The organism is Mesorhizobium sp. M0816, assembly GCF_040320005.1.
Classification (GTDB): domain Bacteria; phylum Pseudomonadota; class Alphaproteobacteria; order Rhizobiales; family Rhizobiaceae; genus Mesorhizobium.
Window position 1 is genome coordinate 201,232 of record NZ_JAMYOT010000004.1, and the last position, 22,693, is coordinate 223,924.

A 22,693-nucleotide genomic window follows, 5' to 3' on the forward strand; every position below is an offset into this window, starting at 1 on the left:
GTCAGATCAACGCTCCCAGACGCACAATGCTCGATCGAACAGCTGCTCTCCACGGGTTTGAACGGCACTTTCGTCCCAAACCGACATTTCAAGCAGGCTCTGGTTAATCGGGAGCAGCGAGTGTTTCATCATTTCTGGCCGCTTTTTGTCCCAAGACTGATTGGATTGAGAGGTATTCAGACCGGAGCTAAGGATCGTCAAATTGCCAAGTGTCTGAATGGCAGCCTCGCGCTTTCTGGTAGCCGTCACGCGCGGATCCGCTGGTGAGGCCGAATACAATTCCATAAAATCCATACCTTGCCCACCATCTGGCAACGGCCAGGTTTTGATCCACGTTTGGGGCATGATGTGCTCAACGGTTGGCAGAGTGCCGAAAACAACAACTTCAGACTTTGAGGACATGAAAGTCTGATTGAGTCGGCTAAAGAGGTGGACCAATTTAGGGCTGTTCAACGGGCCATAGAGTTGTCTGCTTACCCAAGCCTCCCGGAAAGTGGCGTCATCCGGCCAAACGCCGGATTCGCCTGTCTGGGCGAGGAGCAGAGCTTTGAGCTTGGCAGCGCTGAAGCCGTCTCTACGAAGATTGCGCGTTAGCCCGAGGAATATTCTATTATAGTTCTTCGTACCGAGATTGCAGACTGCCCGGCGCAAAAGGTACGACTCAAGGATTTCAGATATTGCCTGCCACTCTGTCGCTCCCAAATTGGCCTCCAGCAGGGCCAGGAGAAGCGGGTATGCTGTCCTAATATCATAAGCCTCTAGAAATGTGCATAGGCCGTAGAGCTCATCGCTTTTTTCGGGGGCGATGATGCGACGAAACTGGTCGCCTTGCCGGGCCAGAGTTTTGAGTTCGCTAGCCACATCAGCAAAGGGCTTCTCGGATTCAATCCAATGTCGATACTCAATGTAGAGGTGCTTGATGGGGATGTCCTGCCCCTGTCGGCTGGACAAAAAATGTTGCATGAAAAGGTCACTACGCGGTCGCGTCAGACGCCCCTGTTTAACCTCTTCGCGCCAGAATTCTTCATCGAAGCGAGCCCAGTATTGTTTGTAACTTGCCTCAACATCGAGACCGTCGCGGTTTGCACGGAAGAAAATATAGTTCCTCAGTAGGTCAGCGGGGAGTAGCGGCTGCCCCCGCGCATTCAGTGTTTCAAAAATGACCTGTGGATCATCATCTTTCTGCAGGTCGATCACGACCACCATTAGGGCGTTTCGTAAGGTTTGAAAGCACTCGTCGGCGCGTGTTGCGAGGGGGAATTCTGCGGCAAGCGGTGCTTCGCCGTTCTCACCAGTAAAAAACCGATTAAGTTGTTCATAAAAAAACAGATAGGCCTCGACCATACGGGGACGAGGGTCCGGTTTGCGAGCGTATGGCTTCTTTCGAAGGGGATGCCTTTTCAGCAGTTCGGCGCGGCTACCGGAGGCAATTACGTCGGAAAATTGTGGCCGATCGAGTTGCGTAGGCCACACTTTGAAGCGATCTACGGTTGGATCGGCCATCATTCCAGTATTCTCCAAGCATTTGGAGCATTCAGCTGCTAGGGCTGGGCATTCTTTTTCGCTGCAGAAATCTCGATAGGCGGCGAGGAATATCTGAAGCGTCGTCAAGCGTTGCTGGCCATCGATAACTTGGCGCACCACAACATGACCGGTTGGGGTTTGCTTTTGATCGAGAACCATGGCGCCAAGGAAGTGAACAGGAGCGTCTTTGCGCCCATCTAACGCCTCGGTGAACTTCCGCTCAATATCCTCCCAAAGCGGCAGCCATTGCTGCTCTTCGCTCCAAACGTATTGCCGCTGAAAAAGCGGCACTTCAAGCCTCTGTTTGGCATCGAAAACAGCTAAAAGTGAAGTCTTGTGAACATCCATGCTGCGATATGACATCAAAGCAGACGTGCCGTCGATAGAAATGGTGGTGCCCAAGATTGAGCCGTGGGCAAAATGGCGCTCAAGGTCCCGAATGACAAATTTGCTGCTTTCGGAAATGGGGTCATTGGCACCCCTCGCCGGGGGCGGTCAGTCCCGCGTCCCGCCTTTGGCGGCGCTATGCTGACGCTCCTTAGGCCGCCCTGTTAAACCGGTGTCGGCGTCACGAACCGGCTCCGGCAATGAAATGAACTTGTCCGACTAGGGACATTTCATCGCCTCCACTTTGTACGCCCTTTTTGGCGGCGGCTGCGTTCGCAGCGCGGCTTACGCCGGCATGGATGTACCTGCGGCACGGTTTCCTGAGTGAGGGGAAGAGAGGCGCGCGGCCCTCTCTCCCCAGCAAGCCGCCGCGGGCGGCTTCCCCCATCTTCCTCCGCTTCGCTCCGTGCAGACCGGGGAGACCCCTCCGCCCCCGGGACTTGCCCCCCTCGCTTCCCGCTACTCGCCGCGAGGCAGGGGTTCAGGTGACCTGAACCCGTACGGGAAAGGGAAAATCCTGAACGACAATCAAAGGAGCAAGTCCATGAATACCGCTGAAATCACAATCCCGCTTAGCAAGCTGGTGCCGAGCGCATCCAACGTCCGCCGCGTCAATACGCAGGCAGGCAGGGCCGAACTGGCCGCCAGCATCGAGGCCCACGGCCTCATCCATAATCTCGTCACCCGCAAAGCCCCGAAGGGAGCCAAGTTTGAGGTCGTCGCCGGAGGGCGGCGTCTGGGAGCATTGCGTTTGCTGCTGGAGGAAGGTCGCGCCGTGCAGGGCGTGGTAGTGACCAAGGACTACCCGGTCAGGGCTATCCTGCGCGAGGAAGGCAGCGGCACCGAGATTTCTCTGGCCGAGAACGACCAGCGGGAGCCGATGCACCCGGTGGACGAGGTCATTGCCTACCGCGACCTTGTGGAACAGGGCATGGCGGCCGAAGACATCGCGGCGCGCTTCGGTAAGTCCGTGGTTACAGTTCGCCAGCGGCTGAAACTGGCGACCCTCTCGCCCCGCATCCTTGATGCCATGCGCGCCGATGAATTGACCCTTGAACAGGCCAAGGCGCTGGCGTTGAGCGACGACCATGCGGCGCAGGAGGCTGCATGGTTCGAGCAGGATGGCTGGAGCCGTAATCCGGGGAGTATCCGCTCATTCCTGACCAGCGCCCATGTACGCGGCAACGACCGGCTGGCCCGCTTTGTCGGGATTGAGGCCTATGAAGGTGCAGGGGGCGTGGTACTGCGTGACCTGTTCGCCGACGACGATCTGACGTTCCTGACCGACCGGCCCTTGTTGGTGAAGCTTGCCAGTGACCGGCTCGAGGCGGTGGCCGACGAGTTGCGCCCACTGGGCTGGAAATGGGTGGAAATTAGCCTCGACAGTACCTTCATCCACAGTGGCGGGTTCGGGCGTATCCATGCGGTGCGGCGCGACCCGACCGAGGCCGAACAGGTGGAACTGTCAGCGCTGGGCATGCAGTACGACGAGTTGGCCGAGGTCATTGACGCCTACGCCGAAGGCGACCCACAAATCGAGGCTGATGAGGCCAAGCTGCACGCGCTGGATAGCGGCATCGAGGCCATCCGGAACGCGGCGGAGGCCTTTAACCCAAGTGAAATGGCGCTGGCGGGCTGTATCGTGTCGATATCCTACGATGGGATCTTGCAAGTCACGCCCGGCTTGGTCAGGTCCGAGGACCGCAAAGCCCTTGCCATCTTGCAGGGCGGCGACGAAGCCAAGGACCAAGATGAGGGCGTCGAAGCGAGGCAGGCGGAACGCCCGGAAGACGAGGACACCGGCATATCGGCAGCCCTGACCGAGGAGTTGACGGCCATCCGCACGGCAGCGCTGCGCGTGGAACTGTCGAACCGTCCCGATGTGGCGCTGGTCGCCATCCTGCATGCGCTGGTCAGCCGCCTGTTCTACGATTACCACCATGGGCGTATCGAGACAGCGGTGGAGGTCACCGGCCAGCGCCGCAATCTGGTTCCGCCCATTAAGGAGCCGGAGGCCTGCCGTGCGTTGACCGGCTGGAATGAGGTTTTGGAGGGCTGGCGCCACCGCTTGCCCGGGGACCCTGCCGACCTTTGGCCATGGCTGGTGACGCAGCCGCAGGACGTGCTGCTTGACCTGTTGGCGGTGGTGACTGCCGCCAACCTCAACGCCGTGGTCGCCCGCCACGAAACCGGCAAGGAACGCATTGCCAACGCCGACCTGATGGCAATGGCGGTGGGTCTGGACATGGGCCAGTGGTGGGTGCCGGAGGCGGCATTCCTGTCGCGGCTGTCGAAAGCGGACATCGCCGGCGTGATGCGCGAGGCCGGGTGTGCGGAAGATGCTGCCAGAGCGGTTGAACGCGCCCCGAAACCCGAAGGCGTCGTGCAGGCCGAGAAGGAACTGGACGGCAAGGGCTGGCTGCCCACAGCCCTGAAAGCGCCAGCACCAGCCATTGAGAAGGTGTCGATCGCCGCCGAATAGCAGATTACCCTACAAGCGGGCCGGGACAGAGAAATCCCGGCCTTCTTGCGTGCCGAACGTCCCCTGGCCGGTGTCGAACCGGCCGAGGCCGAGCGAGGCCCCCTGGACCCGCCCCTCGCGCTCCCCCACCCTTCAGACAATAACAAACGTAGATCCGGGACCCGGTCCTCGCCAGCTTTTTGTTAACTATCTAAAGAGCTAAGCTAGAAAAGAGAATCAACCAGCGCGGGAGTTTTTGATCGGCTTCTTTCAAAGCTATGCTTTAAAAAGCCGTCATGTCGGAATGATAGATCGCGCCGCATACGAATAGTTTGACGCTCGGCGAGGTTAATGGCAGCATGTGGAATACGCCGAAACATCGAAAAGCTTCATCCTCAATCCCACAGCGCCCCGCGTGTGGGGCAGGAGGTACTCTCATGACTGTCAACGGTATTTACTGTCAGATCGGTATAGTGGACGGCTCTATCTCGATATCGGGACCTGCTACGCTGAACTGCTCTTTGGACTTAGAAGGGTATGATGAAGTGGATCACCTTCCCGATGGATTGACTATTTACGGCAATCTTAATCTTATTGGGACGAACATTCGCGCCTTGCCCAGTAATCTAACGGTATTTGGAAATGTGGATCTGGAGGGCTGCGACACTCTGCAAACGATAGGCAGAAACGTCTACATAAGCGGAAACCTCGATGTCGAGGTCTGCCGGCAATTGCGATCGCTACCCCCAGACCTGGTGGTAAAGGGGGCAATATTCAGTTAGGAACCTTTCTAAGGGAAGCGGCCCGTTCGGGTTGCTTCCCTTTTATTGTCCAAGGATGGCCGTCCGAAGGCGCATTTTTCAGGTCATATCTCGAGTAAACGTATGTTTCATCAGAAACTTTTGAAATCGACATCCTGTTGAGCTTCGGGGAAATGACGATGAAATCGGATATCGTCAAAGGAGGCACAGGGGGAGTCCGGGCCTCCGCCAGCTTGTTCAAGATATTTAGGACGGTCAGTGCGTCGGCTAGCTGAACGCGAAAGCCATTGATCGCCGACGCCAGAACCGCCGCCGAAATCTTGGTTTCGGAACATAGCGCTTCAACCGTCACATTCAATGCCTTCAGCCGAGCATCGAGGCCTTCTAGTCTGAATACGCAAGCTACGATGTCCAAATTTGCCAATTGGGCACTTTTACTTTCACGTTCACAGTACATATTGAAAGCACTTACGAATCCAACTGCGGAATCATAAACCACCGGTTTGCATTCGGCCACTTTCGCTATCGCCTGACGGCCAGCGGAAGGCTTCCCTTTGATATTCATGGAGAAGGTCGCTAGAGAGCTTTTGGTAATACCATTATCGCTCATCAGTTTAAGCGCCGATGGGATGTAAAACAGCGCCAACCGCTGAAGTGACAGCCTCTCATCAAGGCCGTTGATATAAACGTCCGCCCAGTCACCCATACTGCCCCCGAACTAAGTGCCGACAGGCAGATTGACCAGCAGCGGCATGTTTCTAACGAACAACAGCGCTTAGCGCATGTGCCTAGTAATCGCAAGTGGTTACCACTCGCTATCGCTCCTGATATGCGCACACCAACGTGCGCTGGTTGAAGCTGGACAAAGCTAATATGCGGCAGGAGTGCTAACTCATCTGCCCTATGTTTCGACGGAGACGGTCGAAGGCGACAGAATGCAAAGGGTGCATGCCGGCGTAGACCGTAGCGGGCTGGCATTGCTTGGCCACAAACTAGGCGAGTTCAAAAAAAAGTAGACGATCGGCCGGTCACGACAGGGAGACTGTTATGTCCGTGTTTATGCGAATTGCGTTGATCACCGATCTCGTGGTGGTGCTGATTGAAAAGGCCAAGCCGGGCTGGGCCTCGGTGCTTCCATTTGCAGGCGATCATTTCGCACAGCTTGCAATCTTGATGCTTTTGGCCGTGATTGCCGAGGAAGTCGCTGACCTGTTCAGCAAGCGGCCTCATCGCGCAAAGAAGACTTCGGCACAGAAGGCGCCGGATGCGGTGTTCCTCACTTGCCTGTCGAAGGCCGACATCGCCGGTGTGACGAGCGAAGCCGGATGCCCGAAGGATGCCGCGAAAGCGGTTGAGCGTGCGCCGAAACCCGACGGCATCTTGCAGGCCGAGAAGGAACTGGGCGCAAGGGCTGGCTCCCCGCCGCGCTATGGATGCCGGTCAGCCAGGAAGGGGTAAGCCGTGATGAGGTGGTGCTCGACGCCGAATAGAGGCCGGAAAACCTTGGCCCGGGGCAGCGATGTTCCGGGTTTTTTGCGCCGGAATGTCCTCAGGCCAGTATCGAACCGACTGAGAACAGGCGAGGGCGCCCCTGATCCGCCCCTCGCGCGCCCCGCCCGCCCAGCCGGATTTCAGGGCTTCAGTGAGGTGCGCCACCGGCCAGCAGATATCGATAACCGGTCGTGGTCATCCACCGGGCACGCGCGAGATGCGTCTCCCAGGCCCGGAAGGCGCGTTCGGGCTCCTTGGCTGGATCGATATGCAGGACGATCTTGGCGACTTCCCGCCAGTCGGCATTTTCGGCGGCGGCATCGAGCAGACGCATATAGGTCACCATGTGCTCTTCATCATATCCGGTAAGGACCGGAGACGTCGGCGCCTCGTCGGCGACATCCGGATCGAGAAGCGGCTTGACCATGTCTGAAGTTTAGCGGCTGTTCGCGGCCAAGCAAGCGCTGTACCGCACGGCTCAGTTTTCGGGCGGGGACTGGCGGCCGCAGATCGTGACGAAGGCGGAACTCCCCCAGGCTGCCCGGGGTGTGAACATGACGGAATAGTCCTGTGTCCGGGGCGTGGGTCCGAACCAGAAATACGGCGAGGCGCTTTTCGTTTCAGGCAGGTCCATAGCCGGCGTCCGGTCCTCGTCGGCGGCCGGTGTCGGCAGGCCGTCACGGCCGATGGTGATCATGGACACACCGATATAGCTCCCGGCCTTGAAGCGGCCGACGAATTCGACCGCGTCGCCAATGTAGCGGAAGCACCCGTCACTCTGGCCGAGCTTGAACCTCTGTGTCGGAGTTGGTTGAGGCTGTTCTTCCTGGGCGATCGCTGGAGCGGCCACCAGAACGGCTGCGGCAGCAATCACGAGCGCTCGAATGGAAGTCATATCTCTCTCGACAATCTGGATGAAGGCGCAGCGGCCCGGTAGCAGTCATATGCGCTACCGACTAGGCCGCCACGCTACAAGACGGGGCAAGAATCGTTATCGTTTTTCCAGCATGTGGTTGTAAAAATCGCCTTCAAAGCCCTTCCCCTCGGCCTGGACCTTGATCAGGTCGCAGTCCATGGGCTGACCCATACAGAACACGGCGCCGTAAGTCGGCCAGTTGAACGATCGGGCGATGTCGCGCGGACGGTCCCCCTGGTTGTAGCCATGGAAGTCATACTTGAAATTCCTGGCTATCAGCACCGCCGTCATGGTGTCGATGATGTTGCTGGTCCACGCCTCCTTGTTGTGAAGGATCAGAATCAGGCTTGGATTCGCCTGCTTCGTCACCTGATCGACGAACCCGACGATGTCCCTGGCGGCGGCCGGTTGGGTAACCATGGAAAGGCTGGCGGCGAGGGCCACGGCACCAAGAATCTGTACGCACGAGCGTATTTTCAAAGTCATCCTCCTTTGTTGCGATGTGAGCTAGAGCTTCGGCGCGGCGGCGTTCCCGTCGCGGATCTTCTTCGCGGCACCTTCGACAGATTGCTGGAATTGGGTAACCTGATCCCGGTCGGCGGCCGCTGCGGCGTCGTCGACCAGCTCGTAGGTGATGGCCGTCACGTAATCGCTTCTGACGTCCATGCCGATCGCCATTTGCTTGTCACGGGCGGCGCTCTTTTTGACTTGCTGCCCCTTGCTCCAAAACCAGCGCATTGACGAGTTGCCATCGACGCTTGGCGGGCCAAATTTCTGGACGATCGCCGCACGGAGCGTGGCGAGCAACGGGCCTTTGCCGTCGTTGTAGGTGACAAATCGCCTGACGTCGGTGGAGCGCTGGCCGGTCAGGGGAGATGAGAACTCCACCCTTACGCTTTGGGTGGCTTCAGCATCCTCCGGCCCAGTCCAGATCACGTAGGTAAAGTACCTGTTGGGCCCCGTGGCGATGATCTCGACGGTGAAATATTCCTCGTCGAGTAGGAAGCGGCCGGACGAATCCTCGTTGGTAAAGTTCTGGCCGGTCAATATTTTTCGAATGTCATCCACGGTCTGGCCCAGGCCGACGCCAAGAAAATCGGCTGCGCCACCATTGGGACTGAACAGGCTCGAAGGCAGGGTAGCGGCGGGTACGGTTACTTCAAGGGACAGCTTCTGCTGCGCACTCACGGGCGTCGCGGCTAACGCCAATGCGACTACCAAAGTCCAAATGCGGGCTCGTCCTACGATGTTTACGGGGCTTCGATCCTGCCGGTGATATCTGGAATCCTCGACGGCCGCGACGGAGGACAAGGCTGGGCTACGTCTCAAAGGTGCACCTATAAGGAGGCTGGAGAGAGACGAGACGTTTACGCAGAAATCACGATATTTGCGTCTGACTATGGACTGGCCAAGGTTAAGCACACCTTCGCTTTTATGCTCGTGTTTTAGGCAAGAAGCGGCGGATTTCCTTGAAAAAAGATCAAATATGAAGGGAAGATCGTATTGCAAATATCGTGACTTTTGGAGCAACAGCGAAAATCCAGGCGGATGAAATATGGGTATGCGCGTGTATCTACCGAGGCGCAGGACCTGACAGGTCAGGTAGAGCGCTTGAGAACAGCCGGGTGCGAGCGGATCTTCTTCGAAAAGCGAAGCGGAAAAGATGTCGACCGCCCGCAGCTTCAGCGATTGCTCAAATCCATAAGGCCGGGCGACGTGGTACTCGCGGTGGTCACAGACCGTATCGCGAGGGATCCGCTTGACTTGCTGAACATCCTGAAATCGGTGACGCAAGCGGGCGGTGGCTTGCGCCTGATCGATGAGCCTTTCATCGACACCACATCGGAATTGTCGGACCTCCTGCTTTTCATCGTGGGATGGGCGGCCAAGTGGCAACGGCGCCGGATCCTCGAGAACACCGCCTACGGCAGAGCCCGTGCCAAAGCCAGAGGCGTTAAGTTTGGCCGGAAGCCAAAGCTTTCGCACGCTCAATGTACTGAGGCGCTGGTCAGGCTGGCTGCCGGGGAACCTGCGCAGCAGGTTGCAAGGCGATTCGACGTCAGCCGCAGCACGATCTCTCGGTTGTGTCGTGAAAAACGCGCTGCTACCCAAAGTGCTTCATAATTTCCCTTGACGGTAAGTTATGAAGCATGCTGATATGGCGCTTCGTAGGTAGCACTCTTCACTTTTCTGGAAGGTCGCCATGCGTACAAAGGTCTACTTCTCTGCCAGCTTCTGCGAGGATGTTTCAAGAATCGGCATCTCGCGGAAGAAGCTGCTGTCCACCATACGGCGGCTTCGCCTGAATCCTACTTTGGGTAATGTCGCGTCGGCTACCACACCGGCGTTTCGGCAGTTGAGAGTCTTTTTTACCGGTCATGGCACCTTTGATCTGAACTACGTCTGGATCGAAGGGGTCGAAGACTTGGACTGCAGCTCGTTGACAACCGTCGACAGCTCGCCGGCCAAGCCGGAGATCAACAAGCTCATGTTGGGCGCACGGCTCGCCGGCATGTTCCTCAGGTACCTGTTCGATGGATTCCTCAACAGCTGAGAAACGACCTTCTAGATCAATGAAGAGCAATAAAATCAGAAACCCAGACATAGAGGAGACATCACGGTGAATGTTGTATCATCTGGTGTGCATGACAAAATCGTTGCCGCATTCGAACAGAGCACTCGCGATATCGTGCGGCGGCATTGGAAGGGGGGCAGCCGTGAAAAGCTCAAGCTGATCCGTCGCGCCCTCAATCTGACACAGCAGGAGTTTGCCGACGTTTTCGGTCTTCCCTATGCGTCTGTCCGCAATTGGGAGCAGCCCGAAAAGGAACCGACGGGCGCCGCGGCCCTGCTGATCGACATGATCGTTGAAGACCCTAAAGTCGTCTCCGATCTGGTCGCACGCGTAAAACGGCGAAACAGCGAACCTGCCGAATAGCCGGTTCAATCGAGAAGGGAGGCGGCCAGGAGGCCGCCTTTTTTTCATTGAGACTTTGGTAGGCGGGCAAAGTCACCGAGTCGCAGGACTTCGCCGCCCAGATTGAGCGCCTGCAGGCTGCGGTAAGATTTTCTCTGAGAAGCGCAGCGGCAAGGATGCCAACCGCCGTCAACTCCAGCGGCTGCTAAGGGCCCTGAAGCGCGGTGACGTCGTCCATGCTGTGGTTACGGTGACGGCGGCCGGCGCCGGGCTGCGCTTGCTGGCCCTCCATCGACACGACGTCGGAAATGTCAGATCTGGTACTGTTCCTTGTCGAGTGGGCTGCCAAATGGCAGCAGCAGCGACGTGAGGCGCTGGCACGGCTTGCCGCCGGCGAGGCGAGGGACAGGTCGCCCACCGCTACAATGTCAGCAACAGCACGATCTCGCGGCTGCCTCCGTAGCCTCAAAGGCGGAACTTTATTCGCTCAGCAAAACTTGAGTTGCTCTTCCGTCACAAAAGACGCGTAGGTTTCCGCCATCGAGGACATTGATCATGGCGTTACGCATCAGGCTGCCTGGGGGCACGCTGAAGGTGAAGACCTATCGCGAGCTGCGCGTCCGCGAACGTGAGCGTCGTGTGCCGATGGTCAAGATCGGATCAATGTACGTCATCTGGTGGAAAAATCACCAAGACCCCTCCAAAAAGCGGATGGATGAGCCGCGTCGTTGATAATCGGCAAAGGCGGTCAGCCCACGCGGGCGACCTCTCCGTCGGCGGTAGACTAGGCTCTGTCAGCTTGCTAATAATCTGTCGTCTGCGCCCACCAGGCGTACCCCGAGCCCCGCCACCCAGCTTGGTGCGACGCGTGACCGCCCGCCGCGCCCCGCGCTCGGCGGGCTAGTCGTTTCCGTCGTGTCCACTAGTTGCCCAGCACTACACGATCCTTTCCTGTGGCATGGAGAGGACCCTCTGGGATGACCGACGAGCCCAACAGACCACAATCGGTGGACGGCCCGGCTGTTTTACGGCTCGTCAGTGAAACGGACATCACCCATGAACAAGCTCGCGAGCTGGTCAGCCTTTTGGGCAGTGCCCATTGGGCGTCGCTCATACGGGAAGCCCGGGTGCTGATCCGCTCACGCGGATCGCCATGAACTCCAACGCTGCCGAAATGAAAATCGGCAGATCGGACCCTCATCCGGATCGTGTTCGCGAGTGGCTGGAAACGAACGCCAATTCCCGGTACGAGCGACCGACGCGGAGACAAATGGGAGGGCGTAGCAAGCGGCCTTAGTGGTCCGAGCTGACCTCGCCGCCGAACATCGTTTTAAACGTGGTCAAACAGTTCGTGATCGCGGGATTGGCGGTGGTCATCACCGTATAGGGACTGGTTTGCCCAGGAAGCAGGGGCTGGTATTCGACCATCGCCGTTGCCGACTTCACGTAATCGCCATTGCTGGAGAATATACCGACGGCCATCAGATTTTCGATTGGCCGGGTCGTTTTGTTCGTGACCCTGCCGGTGATTTTAATAAAACCGTATTCGGTTCCGCATCTTGAGCCATCGATCTTGAGGTCAGGCCTTGCCGCGATACGTTCGGCCTCACTTTTGGCCTTTGCCTCAGCTTCATTCTCCTTGGCACTTTTCGCTCTCACCTCGGCTAGCATCTGCTGGAATTTAGCCGCCTCCGCAGCTTTTTGTTCGGGCGATTTCAGGCTCTCGGAGATACGGAAGGTAATGACCGGGAGCGCGATGATCGCAATAACGATGATTGCGGTAACGCGCGTCCAATCCGCCGTCAGGAAAGCGAAGATCTGGCCAACTGCCGACCTGGCGGGGGGCTTATTCGGCATCTGTACCAGAATTGGCGACACCGGAGCTGCCACGGCCCCGCGCCTTCCGAATGATCCCTTTGTCTCGCCCATGTCCAAGTCCGCCGGTTCAGTATTTCGGCTGGACTATCACAAGCGCGTAAATGGCAGCCTAAGCTCGACGATAAAGATGTACTTTCCTGGAGGTATGGTGTGGAGGGGTGACCAAGCTGACGCAGCTCATTGATCCGGTCAGAGATTTCCATCCCCAGAATCAGCTATTGACGGCTGACGGGCGCCTTCTGTCCGGCTTGCTCTTTGTTGAAAAGGGGGGCCCCTGCACCCCTGCCCGACCGGCGAGGTCCGGGGTAGCAACTGCAAGAGGGTGTTGGTGCGGCCGCAGGCGAAGCCGAGGCTCGGCGCTCTTGCGGGCGCGAGGGGCGGAGCCCCTTAGTCCTATCTCGTCGGAATGGTGAAATTGCAGTTGCCCCAAAGCTCCTTGGCGTACTTGCGTGCAAGCCGGCGCGAGTCGGTAGCAATGTCGAAGCTGCTTCCGTTCACCCAGCAATAAAGGCTTTCTATCAAGGGAATTGTCAGTTTCAGAAGCTTCCGCTCGTCCCCGTATTTCAGCGGCTGGACCGTCGCTTTCTGCTCGCGGCGTGTCTGCGCGAGGGAATGGGCGATGTGCTTGTCGCGCACATTGCGCACGGAATCCATCTCGGCCGACGCACCGAGTGCTTTAGCTTTGCGGATTGCCGCTTTCAGCCGTCGCACCGTCTTGCGCGCCTGGTCCTCGGCAAATGACCGCTGATGCTCGTCCATCATACGTTCGATCTCCGCCTGCAGGGCGGGGTCGGTCTCGCGTGTCATGTTGTAGACCCCACGGCCGGCATGAGCGACCCGCGTTTCTTCGGCGAGGGCGGCAAGAACATCTGGATGATCGATCAGCATGACCGCCGAAGGGATACTCGCCACGTGAAAGTCCGCCTTGTCCCATAACGCCGACAGGCGCAGCAGCTCCATCTGGTGCAGGCTCGATTGTAGCACTCGGAAGGCGTGAGCCGCATACGACTGGGGTATCTGGGAGGATAGAAGCGGGGAGTAGAGGACCAGCGCGTTGGTTTCATGAACCGCTATCACGTCGAGGACGTGGTCCGTAAGCTTGTGGATCAAGGGTTTAGCCGTCGCTACGCGGTCGGCTGCTGTCTGCCCTTGAACCCAGGTGGGAAAATCTCGGCGCGCCATTCCTAGGTCAAGATCCGTTCCACCCCGTCGGCACCGAATGGGGGCGGCCGAGCTCTTTTGTCCAGCCAGCAACGTGGATGGGCTGGATGGCGGACAGGGCGGTTAGGCCCCGGTCGGCGCACCAGGCGTGAAAGTCGACGGCAGCGCGGGCGTCGGCGTTGCGGGTGTTCGGATTGCGGGTGTTGGCGGAGAAGAACTCAAGGAATCGGGTGACTGTCTGCTCAGGGCAGGCGGCTATCATTTCGGGCAGCAGGAGGGCCGGGGATGATAAGGTGAGAACCTGGTTCAAGGCAGCGGGATTCCCAACCGCTTGCCAAGCTCGTACTTTCCAAGTGACTTAGCTACTTCCCATATGAAACCTAGGCTTCCGCTCCCCACCTTCTTGGCCCCATCCTTTGCCGCGCTCCAGGCTTTCGGATCGCGAACGTCGTCCAGAAACTCGTGACCGAGCCACCGAAACCCGTGATATCTTTCGATTGTTATCCCGTCTTCACTGATCCCTCCCATGGAGATGAATTCGCCTTGGGTCATGATCCGGATGTGGTAGGCAACATCGCCGTCCGGCCGGTCAGCAAAAGCGAGTGGCGCTTGGCCAATCGTCAATTTCACGGGAGCGCCGAAGTGCGCAGGGACATCTTCCAACGCAAGCAGCACGTCTCGAACCAAATCCATGTCGCGTTTCATTCCGGCGATCTCATGCTGTTCACGTCCCTCTTCTATAGCCGATAAGGACATTATCACAGATAGACTTGAAACTTGGATTCCCGATCGGGCCGGCACAACATGTTTCATCGCCTGCTACCGTTTCCGGTAATAGGCATCCCATGCCAGTCTAATATCGGCGAATGACCATTCCCTTCTTCGGCCATAAGCGGGGCTTAGGCGGGTGAAGCACTCATTCAGGCCGGTCTCCCGTTGGAACTTCATGAACCACGCCGTGGATTTTGGCTTGCCGCGCGCCGTTGTCTGGATCCGGCGTATGAGCTCGCTATGCGCCCAGTGGTCATTGGGATTGGCGAGGGAAGCGGGGTCGGCCAGGTAGCCGCGGAGCTTTTGTAAAGTAGCATCTTCTGGTGTCTGGTGAAGGTCTGCGCGGAGTTCTTCAACGGCGAGGGCGGCCCCTATTTTCGCAGCTTCCGTCAGCATGTCGCGCAATTGCGTGCTGGTCAGCACCAGCGCTTGCAGGGCGTCCATGAGCCATACTTTCCTTGATGGGATTTTTGCGGCGAAGGGTGCCGCCGGTTCATTGCCTCACAGTCCAAAAATGACGTCAAGCCTTATATGCCGAGAAGGGCGCCGAGCTTTTGGGTGACCGGCTGTTCGGCCATTAAACTATTGACGCGTCAGGCAGCGCAAACCGGCCGTTAGCCGGAGGGGAATTACGATCTATTACGACCTTGCGGCACTTGGCATTTCGAACGCTACTCTATAAGCATTGCGGAAGGGCAATCCTCACCGCTTGAATAGGCCGAATATGTCGCCTCTAAAGGCCACAGTGGCGTTAGGTCTTCTGCTGGCGATGCGGGAGGCAGCCGTCGCCGAACCTTACCTTGTTTCGGACGGAAGCTTGCTGACCGACGATACGTCTTGTCGTTTTGACATTGATTTCAACAATAGCGGTTCGGTGCTGCAAGCACTAAACGTGCTACTGTCGACCTCTGAGCGCTACAAGGTAAGAGAGTCTGCAAAACGGGGTCCCATCTCACTCGCGCGCGTGTCTACCAACGGGTATGACGCAAGGTTTCGCATGCAATATCTCGGTTATCATACCAATCTCTGGTACGTTTCCGCCGACTGGATTGTAGAAATAAAGATATCGTTGACAGATAAGATGTATCTCAACGTTCTCGACAAGAACAATATCGACTCGCGGCAGGATAATATTACGCTGGATCGCTGCGATGGAAAGCCTCAGGACCAGATCGCCGAGGAACCTAGCGATAGCTCCGACGCCCATTTCCAAGCGTCAATCGCTGAGGGGCAGGCGCAAGACGTGGCTCGTTTGCGCAATTTCGAATGGCACATGGGCAACGTCTACAACACGATCACCGCTAAACTGCTATTGCTTGGAGTTAAAAATCCTTTGGTGAAAGCAAGTGCAAATAGATTAATGGAAAAAGACAAAGAGGCACGTAAGGCATATATTATGAACCGTGATGAATCGGCGCTGGAAACTCACAATAAGAGAGAGATCGAGACTCGTGCGTACTATTGCAAGGATGAGCCTTCCGATCCTATTTGTCGCTAGCTTGTACTCTTACGCGTCCGCGGAAACGGACGACGAATTCGCCTGTATTGCATTTAATTATTGGCTTTTCGCGGCCGGTGGGTACTCCGATAATGAATTAAAGCATGAAATTCAGCGGATCTGCGATGCCAGGGTTGCCTCAGTTGTGCCCGAGCAGCACATAGACAAGTTCATTGACGTCATGAATCTTCGCAGTCCACAAGCTTTCAAAAAGGCTTATGGCGAGAAGCGGTATCTGCAATCCAAACAGATTGCCGGAGCTGCTATAAGACTGTCGAACGAACTTAGGGGGCAACTCGACGAAGCGTCACCCCTCCCGTAAAAGCTTCAAGCCTATACGCCGAGAAGGTCGCCAAGCTTTTGGGTGACAGGACGCATCGGATCAACAAAGCCGAGATCGTAGATCATGGTCGTTTCGAGATTGCCCTTGTGGTCGACGTAGTGCGATATGGCTTCATGCGAGACCCCTTGGCCCGCCAACATCAGCGAGATCGCGATCCGCTTAAGGTCGTAGAGCTGGAAATACGCGGGGACGCCAGGAAGGGCCTTGAACCGGTCCAGCCCCTTGCGGAAGTTGTCGCGGGGCTGGGTCATGTCGGTATGGGAGGGGAACAGCAACTTGCTGTCAGGCCAGCGGAGGCGTTGGGCCTGCACCATTCCGGCGACCCGAAGATGGATCGGCACCGAACGGTAGGCGTACTCGTAGAGTGAACGCGACAGTTTGATGCCTTTGGTGTTGTGCTTGTGCCAGACCAGCTTCTCCAGATCGAAATGGTCGAATTCCGCCTTGGCCAGGTCGCTGGGGCGGGCCATGGTCAGGAACAGGATGCCCATGAAATTGCAGAGTTCCTGCATCTGGTCGTTGGCGGTTGCCACCTGTCCCTTGACCAGCGCCATGTTCCGCTTGATGAACCCTTCCAGGTGATCGATTTCAGGCACAGCCTCAAACACCGGGTAGAAGATGTGGGCCGCGATTTGTCGGATCTGCTCAGTGGAATAATCCCGGCGGCGGCGGATCTGCTTCCGCGCGCGGATGGGGGTGCACGGATTGCGCATGTCCACCAGTTGCATGCGGATGGCCCAGTTGTAGAGCGCCAGAACGTGCCGCAGCGCGCTGTTGAACACATAGGGCGACGTAAACTGCTTTTGGAATTCCTCGATATGGAGCGGCTTGATCGAGGAGAGCGGCCGGTCGGCAAACAGCGTTCCGAAATCTTTGTAACGCCGCCGACTGTTGTGACCGCGCTTGCTGGCGACCTTCGGGGTAGGGCGCAGCCAATGGGCCACGAAAATCGCGAAGTTGTAACGGTAGCCTTGGGAAAGGCCGCTCACGTGGCTTTCCCAATAGCGATCAATCGCCTCACGGACCGTCAGAAGGTGGGCCCGGCGGGGGTCGGTTCGGTCGAAATCCGGATTTTCGCCGGCCTCCAGCCGGCGCTGCCGCTGGCCCACCGTCAGTCGGGCAGAGGATACGGTGAGAACAACCGTTGTCCCGAGCACTTTCCGATAGCGCCTGCCATTGAACTGGTAGGCATGGACGAAGGCTTTATTTCCGAGCGCAGTCACACGGAGACCCAGCCCTGAAACGGAGTCGTTGCGAATGCGGCCGTCTATTCCAACCGGATAATCCCAGTAAATTTCCTGGCCTTTCCCAGAAGGGCAATTTGCGGTAAAAACTAGATCGTCAGTTAAAAATAATTGGGGCATTTCATGTAACTTCCATGTAACCGATTTATAGCAAATGTTACATGGAAAGTGAAGTAATGATGATCATCAAGTCATCAAAAATGACACAAAAACAAATGATTACCAATTTCGATAATCTGGGATTATCGTACTTGGGGCGCTCCGAAGGAAGGGGTCATGCGTTCGAATCGCGTCGGGTGCGCCAAGTTATTCAGTCAGTTACATGATTATCGGTTCTTTTAATTTCCTTCATGTAACTTTCGTGTAACGGATTTTTCGAAACCCATTTGCGCGGGTGTTGTGGCCGGTGCAGTAAAAAGTCGGTATTGTCAAAACCTACGCCAAATACAACTGGTGCAATGATAAGAACATGGTCGTTGTCAGCGCTATGGTGTTACGACGAAGAGCTTGGAGGCTTGGCTAATGGCAACAGAACCTGAAATCTGGACGGATCCTGATCGTCCGAAGGATTTCCCTAACCCACAGGAAACGATTGCCAGGCTTGCGAAGGCCACCCATGCATTTCTCGCCAGTGAAACTGATCTGTTGGAAGTTAGTGTCAACGAGCGCAGTTTGACACACCATCTGGCAGTTCACATCGCGCCCTACTTCGATCAGTGGCATACCGATTGCGAATACAACCGGTTAGGGGACAAAGTGAAAAACCTGCCTCGGCCGGAGGAGTTCAAAACATCCCCAGATGACACGTCGGCTATCACGATCTTCCCCGACGTTATCGTCCACCGTAGACGTACCCTTTACAACTGTGCGGTCGTAGAGGTGAAGAAGGCCGGGAATAATAGGGGGTTAGATCTTGATGTCGCAAAGCTTCGTGGCCTCACGATGGCCGGAGACTACGAGTATACGGTTGGCTTACATTTAATCATAGATTGCAAGAGAGCGGCGATTTCCGAGGTTGTGGTGTATCGAGGTGGTGAAGTAGATGATGAATTGAGGCTCTTTGCAAAAGAGCTATTCATTGACCATTCTGCGGAGTAAGGGGCGACGTGAAGCGCATCAAGATCGACAGTGTTGAGCCGGGAGACATTCTGTTCACGGCTCGACCAGGCAGCACGTTGGTCCGCTTTGCAACGCATGGCATCGTGTCACACGCTATGATTTGCGTCCAGCACGGCTCTTTCATCGACTCTACGATGGATGGCGTCCAGGCGCGCAATCTTCAGCGCGAGTTGTTTGAGGACATCGAACGTGTGTTTCACTTCCGCCTGGCGGAGCCCGTCGCTCGCGAAATCTTGTCGAACGTCATCGACTATGCCCGCGCCGAGATCGGTGCGCAGTATTCCCTGCCGGAGGCCATCCGATCAGTGGCTGGAGTGCGTAAACCGAGATCGAAACGCCAGTTCTGCTCCCGTCTGGTCGCCCGGGTCTACAAGAAGGCAGGCATCGATCTTGTCCCAGACGCCGACTATTGCTCGCCAGAAGATCTGCGGCGCAGCCCCCTGCTGATGGAGATATCAGTTGAGACCGAAACGGTTTCTCCAGAGGAGGTGAAATGGTGGAGAGCTCGCAGCAATCCGATCAAGGCTATGCACAAAGCCCAGAACGCCGTTCTCGCCGCAGCGCGCTCTGTTGATCCGGATGTGGAGAACTTCAACGATCTCCATTCCCTGCTCGTCGACAGGCCGGATGCAGATCCAGTCATAGCAGCTGCCCTTCGCGACAGCGGTTATCTTGATCTGTGGCGAACTGAGACTGCTGCACATCCGTGGCGCTATGACCTAGGCCTCATCGACCAGATGACCGGGCCGCCTGAAGCGCTGCGGGACTATTGCATTGGTACGATCAAAGAAGCCTATAGCGGAGGAGTGCGGTTCGCGGTCAATCTCGTTCAATTGCGGGCTTTTTACAGCCAATACCTCCGTGAGTCGTTCCGCCTGGAGATAGAGCTTTATCAAACCCTCGTTCAGAACGACCAATTGCGCAGGGAAGTCGCCTACGCGTGGCTGTCCGAACATTATCCAGACGACCTGAAACGGCACATGGAACAGATCGAGCCCTATAGTGCCTATTGGTATTCGATTGTTGACCGCGTCGAACCACACCTAGCGGCGCTGTCCCGTCACGCGGTAGAAGCCGAGGGCGGCGCGACCGTGTGCTCATCATGTGGAGACGAGCCAGCGCTGGACTATCGGTTGGTCAACGGTGCCGAGACTATGCCAGGGGTACCATCCTTGCGTCTCTGCGAGGACTGCATCGAAATTCGGCGAGGCATGGGCAACGTGCTGGTCCCGTTTCTGGTCGCACTGGTCCCGTTTCTGGTCGCACAATGAAAATGGAAGCTGCGATGAACGCTGTAAACGGGGAGCACGCGCCGCCCTTGACGACCCAAGCCGAAGCCAGCGTTCTGGACCCCGCGCAGTTGGTTCGAATTGAAGCTGTGCATCGTGGCTTCCTTTTCCAGCACCTTTACGCAGTTCAATGCTTATTATCGGCTGCAACGTTGAAGGTGCAGACTGTTTCCGTCGAGAGCGACGAAGATGTCGAGGTCCAGCTCGATGGCACCCGCATCTATGTCCAGGTGAAGCATCGCAAGGAAGCCCTCGCTTGGGATGACATTGAAAGCGCCATGGCACGATTTGTGGAGTTGCGTGCCTCTCATGCCAGAGCAGAGCGGGACGGTGCCGCGCGTTTCATCGTTGTCAGTAATGCGGAGCCGAACGGGCCTTTGTTGAAAAGGCTTGCTGCAAGCGATTGGCCCGCAGATGTAAGCATCGACTGGCCAGCAGCCGAACCGGCCAGCCGGATACTTCCTGTCCCGCAACCCTCTTTGATGGAAACCGTCCAGGCAACTTGTGGACTGGCAGAAACCTTGCCGTTTGCAACCCTCGCGCCGGAGACACTTGTCTGGAAGCTGGCAGGCGTCGTCACGCTGGCGGCGACGGGAGAAAAGGCGTCGCTCGACCATGTCTTTGCAGCACAGGACCTTCCGGCCCTTTTTGAGCAGTTGGTGCTACAATTGCAGGATCTACCCATGCCTCCGGTTCCCTATCGGGTACAGCAGGATGAGCCAGTTCTTTCGACGGGCGAGCGCGTCCGCCTGATAGTTGGCTATTCGGGAGCAGGCAAAACGTCATGGCTGGCGCAATCCGCTCAGCACGCTACGGGCCATCTGGTCTATCTCGACGTTGCCGACATGCCAGGTCCGGCCCTCGCCAATGCCGTTGCGCGCGAAATCGCTGGTCGGTTGCTCGGAGGCGGGCACGGTCTCGGCGAGATATTTCTCCCTGGCGCTTCTGGCCGCGAAATCCTGCAGCTCCTCTCGCGCCACGTGAATGAACGTGGTGAGGTCGTAACGGTCGCTCTGGACAATGTCCACAAACTGGCCGCTGACGACCTGATCAGTGTGATTCAGGCGGCAAAGGATATCCGCTTCGTACTTCTTGGCCGACCGGAGGGTGAAGTCGCTGCGATCGAAGCCATTGTCGGCGTTGCGCGCGAAAACCTCTGGGGGTGGGCACCTGACACGGTTGCCGCTGCGGTGCATGATACCGGCTGTCAGGCCGATGCTGCGGATTGTCAGCGCTTGATCGACTTGACGGGTGGTCTTCCGCTTTTCGTCCTGAATGCGCTCTCTGTGGCAGGATCCGACTACGAGGGTTTGGTGAAGCGCCTGTGTGCAGACTTGGCGCGCTCGGCCCACACCAGAGAGATGGCGCAAGACCATATTCTCGGGCGTGTCTTTGCACGGTTGCCGGCCGCTGTGGGCGAGGTCGCGGATCTCCTTAGTCTTTGTGATGCGCCCATCACGCGTGAGGAAGCAGGCTCATATGTCGTCGGAGTTGGAGGACCAGAACGTCCGATCTTTCTGCAATCTCTTCGCCATCTCCTGAGCCGGGGTCTGTTGCAGGCCTTTGCCGGCGACAAAATCAAGCTGCATGACGCGGCTCGGGTCGTCGGCAAGGGGCGGCTTGCTCTTCACGGTACGGAGGCGATGAGGACGCGTCAGGACGCCCTGAGAACAGTGGTCCAGGAAAGCCTTGAAACGAGCTGGACCCCGGCGAAACTCTCGTTGTTCTTGCGGCTCACGGGTGAGGTGGGCCGGCTCGATATGCTGGTTGAGATGGCGACGGAAGAACTGTTCCATGAGATGGGCGTCTGGCCCGAGGTTGAACCCTATCTTGAGCAAGGCGCGCAAGACGAAACCCTTCCTCCAGACCAGCGCATCAAGGCTCTTGATGCCTTGGCCTTTGCGGACATGAAAGCCGACTCGGATCGAGCGGCCGTCTGGCTCGATCAGATGGACGCGCTCATCACTGCTCATGATCTCGGAGCAGAAGAGCGGCTTCGTGTGGGCATGAAGCGCATGAACTTCTTGGCGAGGACTGGTGATCGTCGGGGTTCAGGGCACCTGATAGCAAGCTTGGTACCAATCGTTGAAGAACTGTCAGCCGGACATCGACGGACCTTTTCATACAATGTCGCCTGTGCGGAACTCGCACTTGGAGAGCCGACGGCGGCCGCCGCGCGGGTCGAGCCCTTGATAGGGGAATACTATGAACTCATCGGGCTAACGCCCGCACTGGTCATCGGCAACAATGCACCGGACCTTGCCAAAATGTTGAAGAAGGGAGCGGATGTTGACGACATCAAGCATCTTGCGGATTCCCTCGACCTTTTAGCCAAGGCATCGGATGCGCAAGGCAAACCTTTGCCTTTTGCGCGCATTCACGCCCTGAAGTTCTACGATCTGGCACGTGCGCCGGACTCTATATTCCGTGTTGCGCAGGATCTCGTTGACCAGTTTATCCGCCGCCGCGATTTCGATGGCGCATTGAACATGATGGAGTCGATTGTCTTGCCGCAACTCCAGCAATGGAAGTTGGCGGATTACCTTATCACCGTTCGCTCTCACTACGCCGTGGTCTTGGCCTATTGCAGCCGATTTGATGATGCAGAGGCGGAAATGGCTCGGCTCAGGCCCTACGAGGCAGGACTTAAGCCGGTGGTACAAAAGGAACTGGCCGATCAACGTGAGCTGATCCAGAATCTTCGTACGTTCGGGCCGCCACCCAAGTGGGTCCTGCCGCCGGGTTCCTTGGAGCGCATTGCAGTGCAACTGAAGGGGAACGGGCGTATCCCATGTGGACGAGCTCCTGCAGCGGCGCCGAAGATCGGGCGCAACGAACAATGCCCATGCGGATCAGGCAAAAAGTACAAAAAGTGCCACGGGCAACTCCTTTGATAGGGTCGGCGACAGGCACTATCCAGCGCCTGCGCAAGG

At 57.3% G+C, this 22,693-nt stretch carries 24 protein-coding genes; 12 read left to right on the forward strand and 12 right to left on the reverse strand.

What is annotated here, in order from left to right; translation table 11 throughout:
- Positions 1-6 precede the first annotated feature (6 nt).
- On the reverse strand, positions 7-1,926 hold the full coding sequence (locus tag NKI17_RS07760) for a DUF262 domain-containing protein (RefSeq protein ID WP_352905610.1): 1,920 nt from the start codon (positions 1,924-1,926) through the stop codon (positions 7-9).
- Positions 1,927-2,455: 529 nt separating this feature from the next.
- Here NKI17_RS07760 and NKI17_RS07765 point away from each other — a divergent pair.
- A complete protein-coding gene (locus NKI17_RS07765) occupies positions 2,456-4,393 on the forward strand; it encodes a ParB/RepB/Spo0J family partition protein (RefSeq protein WP_352905611.1) in 1,938 nt (645 codons plus the stop codon).
- A gap of 416 nt (positions 4,394-4,809) precedes the next feature.
- Positions 4,810-5,154 (forward strand): hypothetical protein, encoded by a 345-nt coding sequence (locus NKI17_RS07770; RefSeq protein ID WP_352578750.1) that lies wholly within the window; start codon positions 4,810-4,812, stop codon positions 5,152-5,154.
- Here NKI17_RS07770 and NKI17_RS07775 read toward each other — a convergent pair.
- Positions 5,147-5,839 carry a hypothetical protein gene (locus tag NKI17_RS07775; protein ID WP_352905612.1) on the reverse strand — a complete coding sequence of 231 codons (693 nt, stop codon included), beginning with the start codon at positions 5,837-5,839 and terminating at the stop codon, positions 5,147-5,149. The two genes, NKI17_RS07770 and NKI17_RS07775, sit on opposite strands and share 8 nt — an antisense overlap.
- Before the next feature lie 341 nt (positions 5,840-6,180).
- Between NKI17_RS07775 and NKI17_RS07780 the strand changes: the two genes are divergently transcribed.
- Positions 6,181-6,591, forward strand: a complete 411-nt coding sequence (locus tag NKI17_RS07780; protein WP_352578754.1) for a hypothetical protein — start codon at positions 6,181-6,183, stop codon at positions 6,589-6,591.
- A 181-nt stretch (positions 6,592-6,772) separates the two neighbouring features.
- Here NKI17_RS07780 and NKI17_RS07785 read toward each other — a convergent pair whose 3' ends face one another.
- The 4 genes from NKI17_RS07785 to NKI17_RS07800 form a co-directional block, all read right to left on the reverse strand.
- Positions 6,773-7,051 (reverse strand): DNA -binding domain-containing protein, encoded by a 279-nt coding sequence (locus NKI17_RS07785; protein WP_352905613.1) that lies wholly within the window; start codon positions 7,049-7,051, stop codon positions 6,773-6,775.
- A 51-nt stretch (positions 7,052-7,102) separates the two neighbouring features.
- Complete coding sequence (locus NKI17_RS07790; protein ID WP_352905614.1) at positions 7,103-7,519, reverse strand: hypothetical protein; 417 nt, start codon at positions 7,517-7,519, stop codon at positions 7,103-7,105.
- A gap of 96 nt (positions 7,520-7,615) precedes the next feature.
- Positions 7,616-8,020 carry a hypothetical protein gene (locus NKI17_RS07795; protein ID WP_352905615.1) on the reverse strand — a complete coding sequence of 135 codons (405 nt, stop codon included), beginning with the start codon at positions 8,018-8,020 and terminating at the stop codon, positions 7,616-7,618.
- A gap of 27 nt (positions 8,021-8,047) precedes the next feature.
- Positions 8,048-8,728: a hypothetical protein gene (locus NKI17_RS07800; protein ID WP_352905616.1), complete on the reverse strand. Its 681-nt coding sequence runs from the start codon at positions 8,726-8,728 to the stop codon at positions 8,048-8,050.
- 360 nt (positions 8,729-9,088) lie between these two features.
- Between NKI17_RS07800 and NKI17_RS07805 the strand changes: the two genes are divergently transcribed.
- From NKI17_RS07805 to NKI17_RS07825, 5 genes are all read left to right on the forward strand, one after another.
- Positions 9,089-9,664, forward strand: coding sequence for a recombinase family protein (locus NKI17_RS07805; protein WP_352905618.1), 576 nt, complete (start codon positions 9,089-9,091; stop codon positions 9,662-9,664).
- A 79-nt stretch (positions 9,665-9,743) separates the two neighbouring features.
- Positions 9,744-10,094, forward strand: coding sequence for a hypothetical protein (locus NKI17_RS07810; protein WP_352700649.1), 351 nt, complete (start codon positions 9,744-9,746; stop codon positions 10,092-10,094).
- A 66-nt stretch (positions 10,095-10,160) separates the two neighbouring features.
- Positions 10,161-10,478 (forward strand): helix-turn-helix domain-containing protein, encoded by a 318-nt coding sequence (locus tag NKI17_RS07815; protein ID WP_352700650.1) that lies wholly within the window; start codon positions 10,161-10,163, stop codon positions 10,476-10,478.
- Positions 10,479-11,012: 534 nt separating this feature from the next.
- Positions 11,013-11,189, forward strand: coding sequence for a hypothetical protein (locus tag NKI17_RS07820; protein ID WP_352700651.1), 177 nt, complete (start codon positions 11,013-11,015; stop codon positions 11,187-11,189).
- Between the two features lie 245 nt (positions 11,190-11,434).
- Complete coding sequence (locus NKI17_RS07825; RefSeq protein WP_352700652.1) at positions 11,435-11,614, forward strand: hypothetical protein; 180 nt, start codon at positions 11,435-11,437, stop codon at positions 11,612-11,614.
- A 136-nt stretch (positions 11,615-11,750) separates the two neighbouring features.
- On the opposite strand, the gene NKI17_RS07830 is transcribed toward NKI17_RS07825, so the two are convergent.
- The 5 genes from NKI17_RS07830 to NKI17_RS07850 all read right to left on the reverse strand — a co-directional run bounded on the left by NKI17_RS07830 (position 11,751) and on the right by NKI17_RS07850 (position 14,711).
- Positions 11,751-12,347, reverse strand: a complete 597-nt coding sequence (locus tag NKI17_RS07830) for an FxLYD domain-containing protein (protein ID WP_352905619.1) — start codon at positions 12,345-12,347, stop codon at positions 11,751-11,753.
- A 381-nt stretch (positions 12,348-12,728) separates the two neighbouring features.
- Positions 12,729-13,445, reverse strand: coding sequence for an AbiU2 domain-containing protein (locus tag NKI17_RS07835; protein ID WP_352700654.1), 717 nt, complete (start codon positions 13,443-13,445; stop codon positions 12,729-12,731).
- A 79-nt stretch (positions 13,446-13,524) separates the two neighbouring features.
- Positions 13,525-13,806: a hypothetical protein gene (locus tag NKI17_RS07840; RefSeq protein ID WP_352905620.1), complete on the reverse strand. Its 282-nt coding sequence runs from the start codon at positions 13,804-13,806 to the stop codon at positions 13,525-13,527.
- Entirely contained in the window at positions 13,803-14,201 is a 399-nt protein-coding gene (locus NKI17_RS07845) for a DUF2513 domain-containing protein (RefSeq protein ID WP_352905622.1), read from the reverse strand. Before NKI17_RS07845 ends, NKI17_RS07840 begins: the two co-directional genes overlap by 4 nt.
- A 114-nt stretch (positions 14,202-14,315) precedes the next feature.
- Positions 14,316-14,711, reverse strand: coding sequence for a hypothetical protein (locus NKI17_RS07850; RefSeq protein ID WP_352905623.1), 396 nt, complete (start codon positions 14,709-14,711; stop codon positions 14,316-14,318).
- A 301-nt stretch (positions 14,712-15,012) separates the two neighbouring features.
- On the opposite strand from NKI17_RS07850, the gene NKI17_RS07855 reads away from it, so the two are divergent.
- Positions 15,013-15,765 (forward strand): hypothetical protein, encoded by a 753-nt coding sequence (locus NKI17_RS07855; RefSeq protein WP_352905624.1) that lies wholly within the window; start codon positions 15,013-15,015, stop codon positions 15,763-15,765.
- Positions 15,766-16,098: 333 nt separating this feature from the next.
- Here the strand turns inward: NKI17_RS07855 and NKI17_RS07860 are convergent, their stop codons facing one another.
- A complete protein-coding gene (locus NKI17_RS07860) occupies positions 16,099-17,472 on the reverse strand; it encodes a tyrosine-type recombinase/integrase (RefSeq protein WP_352905625.1) in 1,374 nt (457 codons plus the stop codon).
- 402 nt (positions 17,473-17,874) lie between these two features.
- On the opposite strand from NKI17_RS07860, the gene NKI17_RS07865 reads away from it, so the two are divergent.
- The 3 genes from NKI17_RS07865 to NKI17_RS07875 are packed head-to-tail and all read left to right on the forward strand — an operon-like array spanning position 17,875 to position 22,654.
- On the forward strand, positions 17,875-18,450 hold the full coding sequence (locus NKI17_RS07865) for a hypothetical protein (RefSeq protein WP_352905626.1): 576 nt from the start codon (positions 17,875-17,877) through the stop codon (positions 18,448-18,450).
- Positions 18,451-18,458: 8 nt separating this feature from the next.
- Entirely contained in the window at positions 18,459-19,742 is a 1,284-nt protein-coding gene (locus tag NKI17_RS07870) for a YiiX/YebB-like N1pC/P60 family cysteine hydrolase (RefSeq protein ID WP_352905627.1), read from the forward strand.
- Positions 19,743-19,756: 14 nt separating this feature from the next.
- On the forward strand, positions 19,757-22,654 hold the full coding sequence (locus NKI17_RS07875; protein ID WP_352905628.1) for an SEC-C metal-binding domain-containing protein: 2,898 nt from the start codon (positions 19,757-19,759) through the stop codon (positions 22,652-22,654).
- The last annotated feature ends 39 nt before the right edge of the window (positions 22,655-22,693 follow it).